A 16511-nucleotide genomic window follows, 5' to 3' on the forward strand; every position below is an offset into this window, starting at 1 on the left:
GCGCGATGCGATGAACCGGATTACTTCAGGCGCGCGGCGATGGCGTCGCAACCCTTGTCGAAGGCAGCCTTCCAGGCGGGGCCCGCCTGACTTTGGCTTGGGCGCACGCAGCGCAACTGGATAGCGTGGTTGCCCTTGAGCCAGTAGCGCTCGGTGTAGCTGAACTGCGCGCCGTTTTCCTGTGCGGTATAGACGAAGTTTTCCGCCGCTTGAGAGGCGCCGGCCTGAAAGCCGGTAAGGGCCTTGGCCTTGCTCATGGCGCCGCTCACGTACTGCTGGAAGGCGTTGGCGTCGGCGACCTGCTTCACTGTCACGGTAACGCGGGCGAGGCTGCTGGCTGCGGTGGGCGAGGGGTCCGGTACCTGGAATACGCGTACCTCCGGATCGCCCTGCGTCTCCATGATGCTCACCCAGGAGTCCGGCGTGCTGAAGCTGACGCTGCCCTCGGCCATGGTGACATCCGTGGCGTGGGCTGCGCTGGCCAGCACGAGGGCGCTGGCGAGAACCATATGGCGGAAAAAGCTCATGCCTGCTCCTGTGAGGCGGTGGGTTCGAAACGGTGGAGTGACAGCCCCAACCATTCCAGTGCGGTGCCGTGGAAGAGCCGCGCACGGTCAGCGTCGTCGAGACCCAAGGCCTCGATGCCGCTACCCGGATGCTGCTCCCCCAGCGGGAAAGGATAGTCGGTGCCCAGCATGACGCGGTCGACGCCGGTCACATCCAGGAGATAGCGCAAGGCTTGCGGATCGTGCACGCAGGAATCGAAATACAGGCGCTGGAGGTACTCGCGCGGATTGCGCGGGTTGTCGGTGGCCACCAGGTCCGGGCGCATGCGGAAGCCATGCTCGATACGGCCGATGCTCCACGGAAAGCTGCCGCCGCCGTGGGCCAGCATCACGCGTAGCTTCGGCAGCCGCTCAAGCACGCCGCCGAACACCAGGCAGCAACCCGCGCGCGATTGTTCCGCCGGCATGCCCACCAGCCAGGGTAGCCAGTACTTGGGCATGGTGGCTGCGCCCATCATGTCCCACGGATGGACGAGTACCGCGGCGCCAAGATCCGCGGCCGCCTCGAAGAACGGAAACAGCTCCGGCGCGTCCAGGTTCCAGTCATTGCAGTGCGAGCCAATCTGCACGCCTTGGAGGCCCAGTTCGTCGATACAGCGCTCCAGCTCACGGATGGCCAGCTCGGGCGACTGCAGCGGCACCGTGCCGATACCGGCGTAGTGGCGCGGATAGTCGTTGCACAACCGGGCGGTCTCATCGTTCAGGTGTCGATGCAGCTCCAGCGCCTGGTAACCCGCCGCCCAATAGGAGAACAGCACCGGCACGGTGGAGATGACCTGTACGCCGACGCCAAAACGCGCGTAATCGTCGATACGGTGTTGAGGATCGAACGCCGAGTCCCACACCTCGCGAAAGAACTTGCCGTCCTTGTAGATACGGTGGCGCCCATCGTTGTGGATCATCACCGGAAAACGTTCGTCCCCGTATTTGGCCGCCAGATTGGGCCAGTCGCGGGGCAGGATGTGTGCGTGGGTATCGATCTTGAGCATGGGGCCCAGTGTAAGTCCTGGACGGGTGGGCGTCGCGGGGGGGGATTGGGCCATCCATCGCCGCGGCGTTACCCGGGTAAAGGTGGGGTCAGGGCGTTTCCCATGGCCTCCGGCGTGCATTCGCAACCGATTTGCCGGCATCATGCGAAGGGTGATCACGCCAACAGTCGGGGGACACCATGAAATTCCTGATGATGATCTACAACGACGATGCCTTGTTGAACGCGCTGCCGGCGGGCGAATTCGACCGCCTGATGCGCGGTTGTTTCGTTCACGCCGATGAGCTGCGGGCCCAAGGCTGCCTGCTCGATTCGATGCAACTGGAGCCGCCGGCGCAAGCGAAGTCGCTGCGCATTCGTGACAGCAAGATGAGCGTGATGGACGGGCCGTTTGCCGAGGCCAAGGAATATCTCGGTGGCTTCAACCTGATCGAGGCGGCGGACATGGATGAGGCGGTGCAAATGGCCATGGCGTTCCCATGGTCGCGGACAGGGCGGATTGAGATTCGTCCGGTGCGGGATACGGATGCCGTGCGGCGGCGCGTAGGGGCTTGAGCCCTTTACCTTCTCTCCCCGTCGGGCGACCCGAAGGTAGTCCCTGTGGGAGAGATGACTGAGGTGAGCCCCGAAAAAGGGGTAAAGGACGGGTGCTCGCGGATGAGCTGATTCAAAGCCGGCTTCGAATGCTGTTTTATCGCTAGATTGACCCCTCACCCCAACCGTCTCCCCGCAGGGGAGAGGGAGCAGGGAAGTCACACCGTCGCTGCGGATTTGCTGCGACTACGACCCGTGATATGCGCCAAAGTATTCACGTTGTCGACGAGGCGGTCGCTGATACGCGTGAGCAGCCCGGCGGCCTGTCTGTCTTCGGTCATATTGAGCAGCGCCGCGTACGTACGTTGCAGGCTGCGCAAATCAGGCAGGCGCTCCGGTGCGCGTTGCGCACGCAACGCCGCGCCAATCTCGTGCAGCGCGATGGAAACATGATTGACGAAGGCGCACATCTCCACCTGCTCGGGCAGACTGTCGTGATCGTCGATCAGCGCTTCCAGCGCCATCGCGGTGCGCGCGAATCGATTGCCATTGGCAAACAGCGCGTTGGCCAGTTCGAGCAGGGCGGGCGGCGTCGCCGGTTCGGCACGCATGCGGTCCAGTGAAGCCTGCGCGTTGCTGCGTGCCGTGCGTGCAGCCGTGCGTGCTTCGCGCCGGCCGTCACGTCGTTCCGGATTGGCCAGGGCCTGCATGTAGTTCGCATAGGCGTCCAGCATGTCCGACAGCGCGGCGCGAGCGCGCCCGCGCTCCCAGGTGGGCCAGAGCACGTAGGCGATCAACGCCATGCCGCTACCCAGGGCGGTATTGATCACGCGATCCATCACCGCGTCGCTGGAATTGACGCCTTCGAACGACAGCAGGATCACCACGGTGCCGGTCAGTGCCGCCACGGCCACCCCGTAGTGCGCCGTGGCGAGGTAACGGAACGCCATGCAGAGCAGCGCCATCAGGGCCAGATGCGCCCATGCATCATGCGGGGTGTAGTGCAGCAGGGCGGTGGTCAGCACCAGGCCCAGCACCGTACCCACCACGCGCAGCAAGCCAAAGTTGAAGGTCGCCGCGAAGTCGGGGCGCAGCACGATGGCGGCGGTCATTGGCAGCCAGTAGCCATGAGGTAGCTGTAGCTGACGCGCCACCAACAGCGTGGCGGTCAGCGTGACGGCGCTACGCACGGCGTGGCGGAAGGCCACCGAATGCGGGGTGAGATTGGCGCGCAGCGTGGCGCGCGCCGAGCTGCTGCGCAGCGCCGCCGGCAACGGTGTTTCAGCAGCGGCGGCACGCAGTTCACCGCGACTACCGGCCCAGTTTGCATTACGCACGGCAGCGGCAAGCTGACCGGAGAGTGCGTGAATATGTGTCGCCAGACCGTCTGCATCGCCTCCGTTGCCAAGCAGCGCGTTTTCGCTGGCTTGCAGGGTTTGCAGGGCATGTTCTGCCTGCCGGGGTGAGTCGCCCGCCTCCAACGCATCCGCGACCGCCGCGAGCACGCGCGCGGCATCGCCACGGAACATGGCGTGGATGGTGGCGTTGGCGCGCAGCTCCGCCATGGCGGTGAGTTCAAGGCGGATGCGTTCGGCCAGCTCCAGCAACACGCCAAACGCTTCCATCGCGCGACCGCGCGCGTGATGCCGGCCGAGCAAGGTGTGCTGTAGCGTGGTCATGGCCTCGGTGAGTGCGGGAACGTCTGCGTCGTCATGCGCCTGTTGTCGCGCCAACGTGGCCAACCCGCGATACACCGCCGCCAGCGCGTGGCGTTCCGGCCGGTAACGCTGCAGTGGCCACGCAGCGACGGAAAACACGGTAAGCAACAGGCCGCCGGCAAAGATCAGGGCCGATGCACCAAGCGCTTCGCCCAGCGGCCTCGGCGAGGCCGCGGTGACCACCAGCAGGATCATGCTGGTCATGCCGACACGGGTCATGTCGGTGCCGAACACCACCAGCAATCCACCGCAGAAGCCAAACGCAGCGGTGGCGATCAGGATGGGGATCAACTGGTCGCCGAGCAGAAAGCCGATCAACGAGGCCAGTCCGGCCGCCAGCGAGGCCAGCAGCAGGCGTGCCATGCGCTGGCGATACGGTCCTGGCTGGTCGGAGAACATCGTATCCAGCGCGCCGGCGCCGATGCCCAGGCCGACGCCCGGGTGGCCGCTCGCGATGCCGATGGCCAACGGCAGAATCACCGCTGCCGTATTGCGCAGTACGACGCGCACCGGTACGTCGGGCCGCTTGGCGGTGAGCAGGCTGTCGACGACCGTGGCGCGTAGCGAGTAACCGCTGGAAGACATGGGGCTTCGTTCGCTCCTAAACGATAGGCAAATTCTGCACGATGCAGCCTGAAGCTGGCGCGACGGACAACACCGTGACGGGTTACGGAGTCGCCGAACCGCTTGGCTGGCTTGTCAGCGCGTACAGGATGCGCAGGTCTTGCGCGTCCAGGGTGTCACCCTCCATGCCGCGGAAATGATGGTGGAACGAGCGCACCGTCGCGGCGCGGTTATCGAGGGAGTATCCGACCATGCCCAGCGCCATCCACGGGTCGAAGTCCGCTGGCGGGTCCGCCAGCGTTCCCTGCGGCCACCATCCAAAGCCGGCATCCGCCAATTGTTTCCACGGGAACAGCGGGCCCGGATCATCCTTGCGTCCTGGCGCCAGATCTTCGTGGCCGATGATCTGCGTGCGCGGAATACGCAGCCGGGTGGTGAGGTCGGTCAGCAGGCCCAGCAGGCTGTCGATCTGTGCCGGCGCAAACGGCGACTGTCCGTCGTTGTCGAGTTCGATGCCGATGGAGGCGGAGTTGACGTCGGTGATGGTGCCCCAGCGTCCGGCGCCAGCGTGCCAGGCGCGTAGCTCGTCGGGCACCAGCTGAAAAATGTGCCCATCGCGGCCAATCAGGTAGTGAGCGCTCACCGGGCCACTGTCGTTGGACGTGCGTAGCGTCTGAAGGCTCTGCTGGGCCGAATGGCCGCCGGTGAAATGCAGCACGATCAGTACCGGCCGGCGCTGGTCGAAGTTGGGCGAGGGTACCCATTGCGCCATCGGGTTGCGCGCCGGGGCGGTCGCGCAGGCGGCGAGCAGGGCCAGCAGCATCAGCAACAGCAGGGTGCGGCTGATGGGGAGCAGGCGCGCATACCTGGGGCGAACGAAAGGCATGGCAGTCACGGTGGGTGGGGTAGGGGGAACGTGCCGCAGCCACCGAGGAACGTCAAGCCGAAAAGCAAACGGCGCCCGGTTGCCCGGACGCCGCTGTGCCTGTTTCTTTCAGGGAGGGTTTAGGCGCGGCCGGCGAACTCGCCCGTCAGCGTGTTCACCCACACCTTTTCCTCGTTGCTGATGTACTCGGGCACCTGGATTTCGATGCCGGTGTTGAGCTTGGCCGGCTTGGTGCGCTTGGTGGCGCTGGCGCCCTTCATTTCCGGGGCGGTGTCGACCACGGTGAGCGTCACGCTGGTCGGTACCTGCAGGCCCACCGGCGCATCGTCGATCACCTGCACGTAATAGCCTTCCACGCCTTCCACGATGTAGCCGGCGTTGTCGCCCACCAGTTCCGGCGCCAGCATGTACTGCGTGTAATCCTCGTTGTCCATGAAGACGAACGCGTCGCCATCCATGTACGAGAAGTTCACCTCACGGCGCACCAGATCCATTTCCTTCAGATCGTCGTCGGCGCGCAGGCTCAGGTCGAACTTGCGACCACCGGGGATGGAATACATGGTGAAGCGGAATGTGACGTTGCCGCCACGCGCGGTCGGCGAGCTGCGCTCGATGTCGCGCACCTGGTACACGGTACCGTCGTGTTCGATCACATTGCCTTTCTTGACGTCGGAAGCTTTCATGGGAAGAGCTCAGAGGTGAGTAAGTGAGGGGTGAGTAGTGAGGGCGCGAATTCGTGCGCGCACGGCGAATCCGGAGGTCAAGGAACGAGCAACAGGCTGGCGCCCTCGCTACTCGCCCCTCATCCCTCGCTTTACTTCGGCTGCAAACGCACGGCGCCGTCGAGGCGGATGGTCTCGCCGTTGATATACCGATTGCCGAGGATAAAGGCGACGGTGTCGGCGAACTCCTCCGGCTTGCCCAGGCGCGACGGGAACGGAATCGACGCGGACAACGACTCCTGCACCTGCGGCGGCATGCCATCGACCATCGGCGTCCAGAAGATGCCCGGGGCGATGGTCGCCACACGGATGCCGAAGCGCGACAGCTCGCGCGCCATCGGCAAGGTCATGGCGACCACGCCGCCCTTGGAGGCGGAATACGCGGCCTGGCCGATCTGGCCTTCGTAGGCGGCCACGGAGGCGGTGTTGATAATCACGCCGCGCTCGCCGTCTTCACCGGCCTCGTTGCCCTGCATGAGGGCGGCGGCGGCCTTGGCCACGTTGAAGCTGCCCACCAGGTTGACCATCACGGTGGTGGCAAAGGTGTTCAGCGGCATCGGGCCTTCCTTGCCCAGCATGCGGCCAGCGCCGAGGATGCCGGCGCAGTTCATCACCACGTTGAGCCCGCCCAGGGCGTCGCGCGCGGCGGCGACGTTGGCCGTCACTCCTTCCTCGGACGTCACATCGGTGCGGAAGAACGTGGCGCCCAGCGCCTTGGCGGCTTCCTGACCCTTCTCCTCGTTGACGTCGAACAGCGCAACGTTGCCGCCATGGGCGACCAGATGCTGCGCCACCGCGTGGCCGAGTCCGGAGGCGCCGCCGGTAATGATCGCCTTGACCTGATTGAGCTGCATGGGGGTGTCCGTAAAGCTGTAGAAAACCCTTATGTTAGCTGAGTGGACCCGTTGAGGTGCTTACCGCACGGAGCGACGCATGCGACGCATTGCCATCCTCACGCCCGGTGCACGGGTGGCCGGCGTATAAGCCCTGGGTGCAAGTACCGCGTGTTGCGGCGCGGAGTCTGGTCGGCCGGGCGAGGGGTCATGCGCCACTTGGGCTACGGGCGTTGGTGGATTCAGGCGCACCTTGTTGGGGCGCCTGCCAGGACGTGCGCGCTTCGGGCCGTGTGCGGAGCATGCCGGTTGATCCTCCGTCGCTGCGTGCAGTCCGTGGCATGGGGCATGGCCGGCCTACTGGCCGCGTCGAGCTGCGCCGCTGCTGCCCCGGAACCGGCGAGAGCCACGACCGTAGCCAGCTCGATCTTTCCGGTGTCGTCGACGGAGTATTACGCCACCGCTTCGCAGCTTTCCTCCCCGCTGCGGCCATTCGCCCATCTTCCCGAGCATGCCCCGAGCAAGGTGCACACGGCGGTCGTCACTTTGCCCGATCCCGTCGAGACACGGCTCGGACGCGCGTTCGACATCGAAATGACGGCCCTGATCAGTGCCTTCCAGGCCGACGACTACGTACTGGATAGCTTCGCCTTCAGTTGGAAACCGCGCGCCGCGGACGGTAGCGATGTGGGCGTCAGCGCGGCTGAAGTGGCACGCAGGCTGCCCAGCGTGATGTTGTTTCGCAAGGATCTGTGGCGCCAATGTTCCGGTGCCGCCGATCCCGGCTCGACCGGCGCAGTGTCGTGCGACTCGGACTATTACGTGCTGTTTCTCGTCGGTGAAACGCCAAGCTTCGGCATCCATCCGGAGGCCTTCAGACGCGCCGCGCGCTGCGCGCTTGCCCTGGACGGTGGCAACCGGCTGCCCGACGGCGGATTTCCGCAGGCGCTAAGTCGAAATGACTGCGACCAGACCGAGGCAATACTCAAGGATGGATCGCCCGTAGCGTGGAACTGTCAGCTTCATCTGAACGTCATTGGCCCCGCCTTTTCGGGCGCTATGGAATCGATGGTCGCGGCGTTGAGCCAGGTCGCCCAGGATGCAGAGTCGATGGTTTGTGCGACTGGCGCCGCAGGGACGTCAACAGCGCGTCGCCATTTCGGCATTGAGCTCCTTACCCCTTCTGCCAGTGTCGACAGCAATGAAAATGTTCCGCGTCACACGTATCTCGCTGCATCAAAGACCGCTGCCTTCAAGACCGAGCTGACGTATCACTCTTTGGCTTACAGCGTGGCCGATCAGATGAGTCGCGTTCGCCGCTATCTGCAGACCCGCCTGGACAGCGACGATGCGGTCATCCTGCTGAGCGAAGAGTCCAGTTTCGGTCAGGGGGCGACCGTCTCGGCTGCCACACCCGGCAAGACGGGCATGACGGAATGCCCAATCCATGGCAGTGGATGGTTCGATGCGAAGAATTCCCCTGGGCCATGCCTGAATCCTATTGTGAGCGTGCTGTTTCCGCCAAACATCGCGGCAATCCGGTCCGAGCACGTCAAGCTCAAGCAGGACCAGGACAGCCAGCGCCGCGCGTTGTTGCCGAGCCGTGTGCTCGAGCTCGATCTGACCGGTGTGGAAAACGGCGTCGATCAACCGCCGACGTATCAGCCGAGCCTCAGCTCCCGTTCGGATGAACTGACGCTACTCCAGACCTTCGATGCCTTGAACAAGTACGTGCATCCCAAGGCGGCGATTGTCGTCGCTACCGATGTGCGTGACCGCCTATTTCTGTTGAGCGAGTTGCGCGATTCATTTCCCGGTGCGCTGCCGGTCCTGCTTGAGCAGGACAATCTCATCGTCCACCCCGATTACCGCAACACCAGTCGGGGTAGCATCACCATGCCTGCAGGCGACAGCTTGGTATGCATGTCGAAGACCGAAGGATTGTCGAAGGCTGGAAACCTAGTCTCTTGCGCCGGTGCGCCTACATCGCCCCCAGGAGCGGCGCTGCAGGACGATCCTTCGAACAAGCGCTATTTCACGTTTGCGACGGACTACGCCGCGAATACGTTCCGTGCCGTCGTATGCCTCCTGGGTTCGCCTTCGGACCCTGGCGTGCCATTCGGTTGTTCTGGCGGCGATCCTCACATGCTGGTGGCGACCCTTGCGGGCTTTCAATTCATCGACGAGGGCGATTTCATTTCTCCTGGAGGCCTCAAGCGGCATCGGGACCTCCAGATCGTCTCCGACACGCGTATCGAGTTGCAGCAGCCGGTTTACCTTTCGATGCTGGTAGTGCTCGCGATTCTCTTCACGCTCGCGGCCTGGCAGATCTACAACGGACGTGCGGCCACGCTGGTGATGCTGCCGATCAGCCGTTTTGCGCTGCGTTGGATGGATCTGCATAAGCCGGCCGCGGTCTCCGATGGTGTCGGTAGCCCTGCCGTTCCGGATGCTTCGAAGCGGCCGTCCGTAGAGGGGCGTCTGGGCCTGCGACTTCTGGCCATGCACGACGGCACCGGGAGCAAGACGTCGTTTCGCTGGTTGGTTCCTTGGCTAACGTTCGCGCTGGTGGCCATGGTCATTGCGGTGTACAAGATTCTTGCCATGTCTCCACCGGCCTCGCCAAGGGACACGGACCTCGCTCACGGGCGCGATCCACGGGCGGCGATATGCCTGGTCCTTGCGTATTCCTGCGTGCTCATTTTCACTACTTTGCGCATGCGTGTATGGAACGAGCGGTGCCGGGAGATGGCCGAGCATATCTATGCGACGTCGCGACTGAAGGCGCGGCTGCTGCAGCGAGGCCATATCCGCGCACTCATCGCTGCCGTCGTTCTGTTGGTCACGCTCTCGCTATGCATCAACGAATACGAGCCGGCCAGCGTCGACAATATCTGGCTTTCGGGGCTCAGTGGTGCCTTTGCACTGGGTAGCAGCAGCTTCTTTCTGGTGCTGTTTCTGGAAGGCCTCGATCGCTGGCGCTGCATCAGCCTTGAACTCGGCAAGACCGTGCCGGAAGTGCGCCGCCTCTATGGGTGGGCGGATTGGCCATCGCCGCGCCTGCTGGACGAGCGGCCGCGAAGTCCGTTCAACATCGTCTTGCGCATCGACAACTACAACGCCCTGAGCAAGCCTGATACGGCCACTTGGATGGGCCTGACGAATTACCTGCTCGTCGGTTCGTCGTTTGACATAAGCAATCAAGTGAACATCCGGGACTGGCAGGCGCATCTGGTGGCAGAGATGAAGGTTGCCGCCGAATCCGTGCGTACGTGCGTGTGGAGTTCAATCCTTGGTGCAGCCGTGGCGCTAATGCTGATGCAGGTCTACACGCCTGTTTACGAGCGCCTTCAGACCATGGCGGCGACCGTGCTGCTGACGATCGGCTTCGGCGGCATCGTCTATGCGGTGCTTACGCTGGAAAAGGATTTCCTGCTTGGGCGCATGTTCACCAATGACAAGGACGGTCTGACGTTCGCTGGCGCGCTGGCGGCGCTATGGCCCAAGTTGCTTGCGCTCGGTTCGCTTCTGGTCACCGTGTTCCTGCCAAATGCGTGGGATTGGCTCGGGGGCATTGTGAAGGCCGTCAATTCGTTGCATTGAAGGCGTGATGCCGTGAGTACCGCGGAGGCAGGTGAGCATTGCCTCGGATCAGCTCGGTGACGTCGCCGCTCTAAAAAGGTTTTCGAGTGCGCCTGGCGCCAGTGCGGGGAACGGCATCACGGCTACCGGTGGCGTTTCCGGCGCCTGCAATTCCTTCTGCCACACACCCACGTCCCACCAGCGGCCCAACTTGTAGCCCGAGCTTCGCCACACGCCGGCCGGCGTGAAGCCTATCGCCTCGTGCATGATGACGCTGCCTTCGCCGGGCAGGGTGATGACGCCCACTGCCTGGTTCAGTCCTTGCAGGCGCATCGCATCTAGCAGCACGCCATAAAGCCGGCGGGCGATACCTCGCCGACGGGCGTCGGCATGCACGTAGATCGAAGTCTCGGCGATCCAGTCGTAGGCGGCGCGTTCGCGAAAACGGCTGGCATAAGCGTAGGCAAGCACGCGGCCCTCTTCTTCCCAGACCAGCCACGGGTACTGCTTGAGCCGGCCGAGGATGCGTTCGCGCATGGCTTCCACGCCGGGCAATTCGGTTTCGAAGGTGGCCACGCCATGGAGGACCGATGGCGTATAGATGTCGTGGATGGCGGCCGCATCGTCGGCATGAGCGATTCGAATCATGCGAGGGACTTCTCCATGCAAATGCTGAGTGGGTTGGCGCGATGCTCACCGAAAGGCGCGCATCGGCGGTAGCCGGCGCGTCCATAAAGTTCCAGCGCCTCGGCCTGGGCCGTGCCGGTTTCGAGTCGAATCAGCTTGCCACCAGCTCGCGCAACTTGCCTCTCCAGGGCTTCCAGCAGCTGCTTGCCCAGGCCCAATCCGCGACAGGCGGGCAAGACGTACATGCGTTTCACCTCGACGTAGTCCTCGTGCCAGACGCAGGCACCACAGGCGACGGGCGTGCCATCGACGCGAGCGGCAAGAAACGTGACATTGGGTTGCTTGAGCGCTTCCACCGACACCGGCTGGATATTGCCGGTGGGATACAGCTCGGCCAGATAGCCGTCCAGCTCGTGGATCAGCGGGGCGATATCCGGCGAGGCGGGATCATCAATATCAAAGCGGAGCGCGGGTGCTCTCAGCATGACTCGTACTTCCAGTTGCGGCGCTTGCCTTCGGCCAGCCATTCCAGCGTCGTGGCGATGCGTTTCTGCCGCGTGGCCTCGGTTTTGGCTTCAGTGATCCAATCGACGTATTCTCGCTGGGCGCTGGGCGGGAAGCCGTCGTAAGTCTTTCGCGCCGCCGCATGCGTCTTCTGCGCAAGCAGGGCGGCGAGGTCGTCGGGCATGGCGGGCGGCGGCTTGGGGGCGCTCTTGGGGCGCTTCGGCCTGGCACCTGTGTCGATCACAGCCATCGCCTTCTTGATCGAGGCGGAGAATGCCTTCTTTGGCGGCAGGTCTTTCAGCGTCGTGATCCTGCCGAATTGCCCCATGCCTTCGTCGTCCGAGTCTTCTTTGTCGCCGACGACATCCTTGTGTCGCCAGAATCCGAACGCACAGTGTTGCTTGAACGCCGCCATCTGGCACATCGGCGAGCCGCGATAGATAAAGAACGGCATGCTCCACTTGATATCTTCTTCCGCCTCGGGGCAGCTGGCGTGCACCAGCGCGCGCAGGTGTTCGAGTATCGGCTGGGCGAAGAGTGCCGATTTGGCGATATAGCTATCGACGCGTGGATCGTGGCTGCCCATGGCGAGGCCTCACAGTTCGCGGATAAAGTATTTGTCGCAGCTGAAGTGGCCGGTGCCGCCCATCGGCGCGTCCAGCCTGGTGAAACCATGACGACGGTAAAGCGTTTGCGCGGCATCCATGCCGCTCAGGGTTTCCAGGTAACAGCGCTGGAAGCCATGTGCGCGCGCCGTATCGAGGCACAACTGCATCATGGCGCTGCCTGCGCCGATGCCACGCGCCTCGGGCAGGAAGTACATCTTGCGTAGTTCACAGACGTCCGCATCGCCGCCTTCCAGGGGCGCGATGCCACCGCCACCGATCACCACGCCGTCGCGCTCAACCACGAAATACGCGCTGCGCGGTCGCGCATACGCTTCTTGCATGCCGTCCACTTCAGCGTCATGAATGGCAAAGCCCGGGCCGTCGGCACCAAACTCGGGCATCACGGTGCGGATGATGTTCGCCACGGCAGGGTTGTCGCAGGCTTCGATGGGGCGGATAAGAAAGTCGGTCATGGCGTCGTTGGTGGTGTGCGGTAGATGGTGCCGTCCTTCATCACGAAGACGGGCTGCTGAAGATCGTCGATATGCGTGCTCGGATCGCCGTTGAACGCGACGAGGTCGGCACGCAGGCAGGGGGCGATGCGGCCGAAGCGGTCCTGCTGACGGAGAATGCGCGCCGCTACATCGGTGGCTGCATGCATGGCCTGGGGGGCTGTCATGCCGTCGCGCACCATCGCGGCGGGTTCGCGCCAATTCTCGCCATGGGTGAACACGCCCACATCGCTGCCGTTGCCGATGGTCACGCCGAGCTTCAGCGCGGTGCGGAAGGCGCGTTCGGATTCGCGCATGCGCGGCGTGGGTTCGCTCTGTCCAGGCACGTAGTGTTCGAAATACTGTGCGGTCGATTCCACCGCCGTCAGCGTGGGTTCGTAAGCCACGTTATGTTGCTTGAGCAGTCGGAACGTGGCTTCGCTGGCGCCGTAACCATGTTCGATGCTGTCCACCCCCGCTTCCACCGCCAGGCGAACACCGGCATCGCTGGACGCGTGCGCGGCCACCGGCCGGCCCGAGAGATGGGCGGTATCGACGATGGCCTTCATCTCGGCCAGCGACAATGTGGGCTGCGTACTGCCGTCCGTGCCGACGCGGTAGTCGGCATACAGCTTGATCCAGTCCGCGCCGCGCCCGGCCTGTTCGCGCGTGGCGCGTATGGCTTCGTCGACACCGCTGATCTCCTGCGCGCCACTGGGTAGCTCCATGTCGGGCCGGAAGCCGCGAGGGCCGGGTCCATAGCTGGCCGTGGCAACGATGGCGCGGGTCGCCACGAACAGGCGCGGTCCGGGAATCATGCCCTCATCGATGGCGCGCTTGAGCGAGACGTCGGCAAAGCCGGCCCCTTCCGTGCCGAGATCGCGCAAGGTCGTGAAGCCTGCCAACAGCGTGGCGCGCGCATGCGTGGCGGCTTCCAGCGTGCGGTAGTCCTGCGGCTCCTTGAGCACCTGGTCGTTCCACAGGGTTTCGTTATACGGATGCAGGAACACGTGCGAGTGCAGGTCGATCAGGCCCGGTGTCAGGGTGGTGCCGGGCAGGGCGATGTGTCGCGCCTCGGCGGGAGCCTTGATCGCGTCGACCGGCCCCACCGTCGCGATGGCGCCGTCATGGACCAGCACGGCCCAGCCGCTGTGCGCGCTGTCGCCGTCGGCTGTCCAGACGCGCTCAGGCAGCAACAGGATATCGGTGTGGGATGGCACAGCCATCGCGGTCGTGGCGCCAAGCACCAGCGTGGCCAGGAGTGCGCCAGTCCAACCTTTGTTTTGATTCCACCGCATCGCCAGTTCCCACGGGGCCAAGGCCCGATTCTAGCGAGGTGTGGCGTCTGGCGGCGAGCCGGTGGCTCAGCGTGAAGCGTGCCCCGCGTCCGCCATCAGCTGTTTGCAATCCTCATCGGGCGCCGGCGTGGCAGTGACGCAACTCTGGAAGCCGGCAGGCAAGCTGGCATTGACGCGCGTATCGCCCTCGCGGACGGCGAAGTGCAGCGGCGGTGATGCGCAGGCGGCGCTGGCGGGCGCACATTCGTTCGCTACCACGGTGTAGTGGCACTCGCCGCTCTCGCTGCGCAGGCAGCGAAAGCTGGCGAGCGGTCCGGTGACGTTGACCTTGCTGTAAACCACGTCATGGCCATTGGCGATCGAATGAACCACGACCGTACGTCCCTGTTCGCAGCCGGCGAGCAACAGCAGCAGGGGAAGCAATGCGATGAACTTGTTCATGGGGACCTCTTGCGCGGGGCGCTGCGTGGCTTCGCCAGGAAGCTCACATGTTGCGGAACAGCGCCATGAAGGGTTGGCTCACCACCAGCGTTTCCGGACGCTGCTTCAAGCGCAGCGTGCCCTTGCCGGTGTCATCACGAACAATCGACGCGATCGCCCTGAGATTGACGATGGTCGAGCGATGGATCTGCTTGAACAGGCTGGGGTCGAGCATGGCCGCCAGTTCGCGAATCGGCTTGCGCAACAGCGCCTCGCCCTCGGCGGTCATGGCCACGGTGTACTTGTTGTCGGCGCGGAAGTAGGCCACGTCGTCCACCATGATCAGGCGCGTCTCACGCCCATTGCTGGCGGTGACCCAGGTAAGCGGTGGCGTCCCCGGAGCGTTGCCGATGGACAGCTCGCGCAGCAGCTCGGTCAGCGCAGCGGTGTCGGCCGGACGGGCACCCACGCGGGCCTTGAGTCGCTGTACCGTGGCGGTGAGGCGCTCCGCGGTGATGGGCTTGAGCAGGTAGTCCACCGCGCCCCGCTCGAAGGCATCGATGGCATATTGATCGTAGGCCGTGGTGAACACGACTTGCGTGGCGGGGCTGGCCTCGGCGGATGCGGCGGCCACTTCCAGCCCGCTCAGTCCGGGCATGCGGATGTCGAGAAAAGCCACATCGGGGCGCTGCGCGTCGATGGCTTCGAGAGCGCTGGCGCCATCTTCGCATTCGGCCAGCACGTCCAGCTCGGGCCATACCTGGGCCAGCAGGTCGCGCAGGGCGGCGCGTAGCAGCGCCTCGTCCTCGGCAAGAATGGCGGTCGTCATGACGAGGTCTCCGTTTCAGCACTGTCCGCGATTCTTCGTGGCACGGTAATGGTGCTGGCCACGCCTTCCGGTGCGTTGCTGACGACGGACAGCGAAGCAGCGGCGCCGTAGATGAGACGCAGGCGTTCGCGCACGTTCCTCAAGCCGATGCCGGTGCCGCCGCTGGCGGCGCTGAAGCCACGGCCGTCATCGGCGATGGTGATGGTGACGACATCGCCGTCATGGCGCGCGAGTATCCATATGGTGCCGCCACCGGGCTTGGGTTCCAGCCCATGCTTGATCGCGTTTTCGACCAGCGTCTGCAGCATCATCGGCGGCAGCGAGACAGCGCGTAGCGCATCGGGTACGTCGATCTGCAGCGACAGGCGCGGGCCCATGCGCAGTCGCATGATTTCCAGATAGGCGCGGGTGCGCTCCAGCTCATCACCAAGCGTGGATAGCGCGTCCTCGGTGGTAGGCAGGGAATGGCGCAGGTAATGGATCAGGTGCCCGAGCATCTGATCGGCCTGGGCCGGGTCGCTGCGCGTGAGGTACTGCGCGCTGGCCAGCGTGTTGTACAGAAAGTGCGGTTCGACCTGGGCGTGCAGCAGGTTGAGCCGCGCCACCGTGCGTTCTTTTTCGCTTTCCGACTGTGCGGCACGCAGCTTCTCGTGGCGACGCTTTTCGGATACGCGGCGGGTGATGGCGCGGGTGATCGCCTCGGCGTTCTCCAGATTGGTGCCGTCGTCCACGCGGAACCAGTCGCTCCAGGCGCCGGCCTCGGGCTCGCAGATCAGGGTGACGCTGCCGGTGCCATCGCCAGGCGTGATCGTGGCGAAGATCTGGTTGCGCAGATGGCCAAACCAGGTGGACGGATCCAGCCGCCCGAACACGCTGCTGCCGTAGGGCAGGGGACGCTGTACCTTGGCGCGAATCTGCAAGCTGTCGCGAGCGCTCTCGATGTCCTCGCTGCGTGGCAGCTCGCGGATCGCCGCATCGAGCAGGTCGAATGCTTCGTCCGCTTCGAAGGGTATCTCCACGCGCCGCCGCTGCCGGTTGCCCAGGGTGTCTTCGTCGATGTGGCCGGCAATCAGCCTTACGCGGCGCAAGTGCGACACGGCGCCGGTGACCACCATCAGCAGGGCGATGGCGATCAGCAGCACGAACGCACCACCCGTGTCCCGGTAACGGAACGGTGCGCTGTTGGAGATCATCAAGGCCGCGAACAGCAGGACCAGGAACCATGCCAGGACCAGGCGGGCAACGAAGAGCAGACTCTTGATCACGGCGGAACCTTGGGCATCGGTGGAATGGCCGAGAGCATACTCAGCCTGGTTCCGGCCCGGGGGGCCTTTTCGACGA

General features: G+C 64.4%; 16 protein-coding genes. 2 read left to right on the forward strand and 14 right to left on the reverse strand.

What is annotated here, in order from left to right; genetic code table 11:
* Positions 1 to 20 precede the first annotated feature (20 nt).
* Both OUZ30_RS05870 and OUZ30_RS05875 read right to left on the reverse strand, forming a co-directional pair.
* Positions 21 to 527, reverse strand: coding sequence for a hypothetical protein (locus OUZ30_RS05870; protein WP_266181263.1), 507 nt, complete (start codon positions 525 to 527; stop codon positions 21 to 23).
* Positions 524 to 1555: an amidohydrolase family protein gene (locus OUZ30_RS05875; RefSeq protein ID WP_266181264.1), complete on the reverse strand. Its 1032-nt coding sequence runs from the start codon at positions 1553 to 1555 to the stop codon at positions 524 to 526. Before OUZ30_RS05875 ends, OUZ30_RS05870 begins: the two co-directional genes overlap by 4 nt.
* Before the next feature lie 179 nt (positions 1556 to 1734).
* On the opposite strand from OUZ30_RS05875, the gene OUZ30_RS05880 reads away from it, so the two are divergent.
* Complete coding sequence (locus tag OUZ30_RS05880) at positions 1735 to 2109, forward strand: YciI family protein (RefSeq protein WP_266181265.1); 375 nt, start codon at positions 1735 to 1737, stop codon at positions 2107 to 2109.
* A gap of 197 nt (positions 2110 to 2306) precedes the next feature.
* On the opposite strand, the gene OUZ30_RS05885 is transcribed toward OUZ30_RS05880, so the two are convergent.
* The 4 genes from OUZ30_RS05885 to OUZ30_RS05900 all read right to left on the reverse strand — a co-directional run bounded on the left by OUZ30_RS05885 (position 2307) and on the right by OUZ30_RS05900 (position 6832).
* Positions 2307 to 4391: an FUSC family protein gene (locus OUZ30_RS05885; RefSeq protein WP_266181266.1), complete on the reverse strand. Its 2085-nt coding sequence runs from the start codon at positions 4389 to 4391 to the stop codon at positions 2307 to 2309.
* 82 nt (positions 4392 to 4473) lie between these two features.
* Positions 4474 to 5256: an N-acetylmuramoyl-L-alanine amidase gene (locus OUZ30_RS05890; RefSeq protein WP_266181267.1), complete on the reverse strand. Its 783-nt coding sequence runs from the start codon at positions 5254 to 5256 to the stop codon at positions 4474 to 4476.
* Between the two features lie 119 nt (positions 5257 to 5375).
* Positions 5376 to 5939 carry an elongation factor P-like protein EfpL gene (gene efpL / locus OUZ30_RS05895; RefSeq protein ID WP_266181268.1) on the reverse strand — a complete coding sequence of 188 codons (564 nt, stop codon included), beginning with the start codon at positions 5937 to 5939 and terminating at the stop codon, positions 5376 to 5378.
* Positions 5940 to 6070: 131 nt separating this feature from the next.
* Positions 6071 to 6832 carry an SDR family oxidoreductase gene (locus OUZ30_RS05900; protein WP_266181269.1) on the reverse strand — a complete coding sequence of 254 codons (762 nt, stop codon included), beginning with the start codon at positions 6830 to 6832 and terminating at the stop codon, positions 6071 to 6073.
* A gap of 327 nt (positions 6833 to 7159) precedes the next feature.
* Here OUZ30_RS05900 and OUZ30_RS05905 point away from each other — a divergent pair, with 327 nt between their 5' ends.
* Positions 7160 to 10414, forward strand: coding sequence for a hypothetical protein (locus OUZ30_RS05905; RefSeq protein WP_266181270.1), 3255 nt, complete (start codon positions 7160 to 7162; stop codon positions 10412 to 10414).
* Positions 10415 to 10462: 48 nt separating this feature from the next.
* Here OUZ30_RS05905 and OUZ30_RS05910 read toward each other — a convergent pair whose 3' ends face one another.
* The 8 genes from OUZ30_RS05910 to OUZ30_RS05945 form a co-directional block, all read right to left on the reverse strand.
* Positions 10463 to 11041 (reverse strand): GNAT family N-acetyltransferase, encoded by a 579-nt coding sequence (locus tag OUZ30_RS05910; RefSeq protein WP_266181271.1) that lies wholly within the window; start codon positions 11039 to 11041, stop codon positions 10463 to 10465.
* Entirely contained in the window at positions 11038 to 11505 is a 468-nt protein-coding gene (locus tag OUZ30_RS05915) for a GNAT family N-acetyltransferase (protein WP_266181272.1), read from the reverse strand. Before OUZ30_RS05915 ends, OUZ30_RS05910 begins: the two co-directional genes overlap by 4 nt.
* Complete coding sequence (locus OUZ30_RS05920) at positions 11499 to 12110, reverse strand: YdeI/OmpD-associated family protein (protein ID WP_266181273.1); 612 nt, start codon at positions 12108 to 12110, stop codon at positions 11499 to 11501. The genes OUZ30_RS05915 and OUZ30_RS05920 overlap by 7 nt, the downstream gene beginning before the upstream one ends.
* A 9-nt stretch (positions 12111 to 12119) precedes the next feature.
* Positions 12120 to 12605 (reverse strand): GNAT family N-acetyltransferase, encoded by a 486-nt coding sequence (locus OUZ30_RS05925; protein WP_266181275.1) that lies wholly within the window; start codon positions 12603 to 12605, stop codon positions 12120 to 12122.
* Entirely contained in the window at positions 12602 to 13849 is a 1248-nt protein-coding gene (locus tag OUZ30_RS05930; RefSeq protein ID WP_266183114.1) for a metal-dependent hydrolase family protein, read from the reverse strand. Before OUZ30_RS05930 ends, OUZ30_RS05925 begins: the two co-directional genes overlap by 4 nt.
* A gap of 138 nt (positions 13850 to 13987) precedes the next feature.
* Positions 13988 to 14362, reverse strand: coding sequence for a hypothetical protein (locus OUZ30_RS05935; RefSeq protein WP_266181276.1), 375 nt, complete (start codon positions 14360 to 14362; stop codon positions 13988 to 13990).
* Positions 14363 to 14405: 43 nt separating this feature from the next.
* Positions 14406 to 15170, reverse strand: coding sequence for a LytR/AlgR family response regulator transcription factor (locus OUZ30_RS05940; RefSeq protein WP_266181277.1), 765 nt, complete (start codon positions 15168 to 15170; stop codon positions 14406 to 14408).
* Positions 15167 to 16435 (reverse strand): sensor histidine kinase, encoded by a 1269-nt coding sequence (locus tag OUZ30_RS05945; RefSeq protein ID WP_266181278.1) that lies wholly within the window; start codon positions 16433 to 16435, stop codon positions 15167 to 15169. Before OUZ30_RS05945 ends, OUZ30_RS05940 begins: the two co-directional genes overlap by 4 nt.
* Positions 16436 to 16511: the final 76 nt, after the last annotated feature.

Source organism: Dyella humicola (assembly GCF_026283945.1).
In the GTDB taxonomy this organism is placed as follows: Bacteria; Pseudomonadota; Gammaproteobacteria; order Xanthomonadales; family Rhodanobacteraceae; genus Dyella; species Dyella humicola.

Excerpts from the sequence above, each read along its gene's own strand:
- OUZ30_RS05885 (WP_266181266.1), bottom strand. The coding sequence starts at position 4,391 with ATGTCTTCCAGCGGTTACTCGCTACGCGCCACGGTCGTCGACAGCCTG.
- efpL (WP_266181268.1), bottom strand. The coding sequence starts at position 5,939 with ATGAAAGCTTCCGACGTCAAGAAAGGCAATGTGATCGAACACGACGGT.
- OUZ30_RS05875 (WP_266181264.1), bottom strand. The coding sequence starts at position 1,555 with ATGCTCAAGATCGATACCCACGCACACATCCTGCCCCGCGACTGGCCC.
- OUZ30_RS05935 (WP_266181276.1), bottom strand. The coding sequence starts at position 14,362 with ATGAACAAGTTCATCGCATTGCTTCCCCTGCTGCTGTTGCTCGCCGGC.
- OUZ30_RS05940 (WP_266181277.1), bottom strand. The coding sequence starts at position 15,170 with ATGACGACCGCCATTCTTGCCGAGGACGAGGCGCTGCTACGCGCCGCC.
- OUZ30_RS05905 (WP_266181270.1), top strand. The coding sequence starts at position 7,160 with ATGGCCGGCCTACTGGCCGCGTCGAGCTGCGCCGCTGCTGCCCCGGAA.
- OUZ30_RS05930 (WP_266183114.1), bottom strand. The coding sequence starts at position 13,849 with ATGGCTGTGCCATCCCACACCGATATCCTGTTGCTGCCTGAGCGCGTC.
- OUZ30_RS05870 (WP_266181263.1), bottom strand. The coding sequence starts at position 527 with ATGAGCTTTTTCCGCCATATGGTTCTCGCCAGCGCCCTCGTGCTGGCC.
- OUZ30_RS05880 (WP_266181265.1), top strand. The coding sequence starts at position 1,735 with ATGAAATTCCTGATGATGATCTACAACGACGATGCCTTGTTGAACGCG.
- OUZ30_RS05920 (WP_266181273.1), bottom strand. The coding sequence starts at position 12,110 with ATGGGCAGCCACGATCCACGCGTCGATAGCTATATCGCCAAATCGGCA.
- OUZ30_RS05915 (WP_266181272.1), bottom strand. The coding sequence starts at position 11,505 with ATGCTGAGAGCACCCGCGCTCCGCTTTGATATTGATGATCCCGCCTCG.
- OUZ30_RS05925 (WP_266181275.1), bottom strand. The coding sequence starts at position 12,605 with ATGACCGACTTTCTTATCCGCCCCATCGAAGCCTGCGACAACCCTGCC.
- OUZ30_RS05910 (WP_266181271.1), bottom strand. The coding sequence starts at position 11,041 with ATGATTCGAATCGCTCATGCCGACGATGCGGCCGCCATCCACGACATC.
- OUZ30_RS05890 (WP_266181267.1), bottom strand. The coding sequence starts at position 5,256 with ATGCCTTTCGTTCGCCCCAGGTATGCGCGCCTGCTCCCCATCAGCCGC.
- OUZ30_RS05900 (WP_266181269.1), bottom strand. The coding sequence starts at position 6,832 with ATGCAGCTCAATCAGGTCAAGGCGATCATTACCGGCGGCGCCTCCGGA.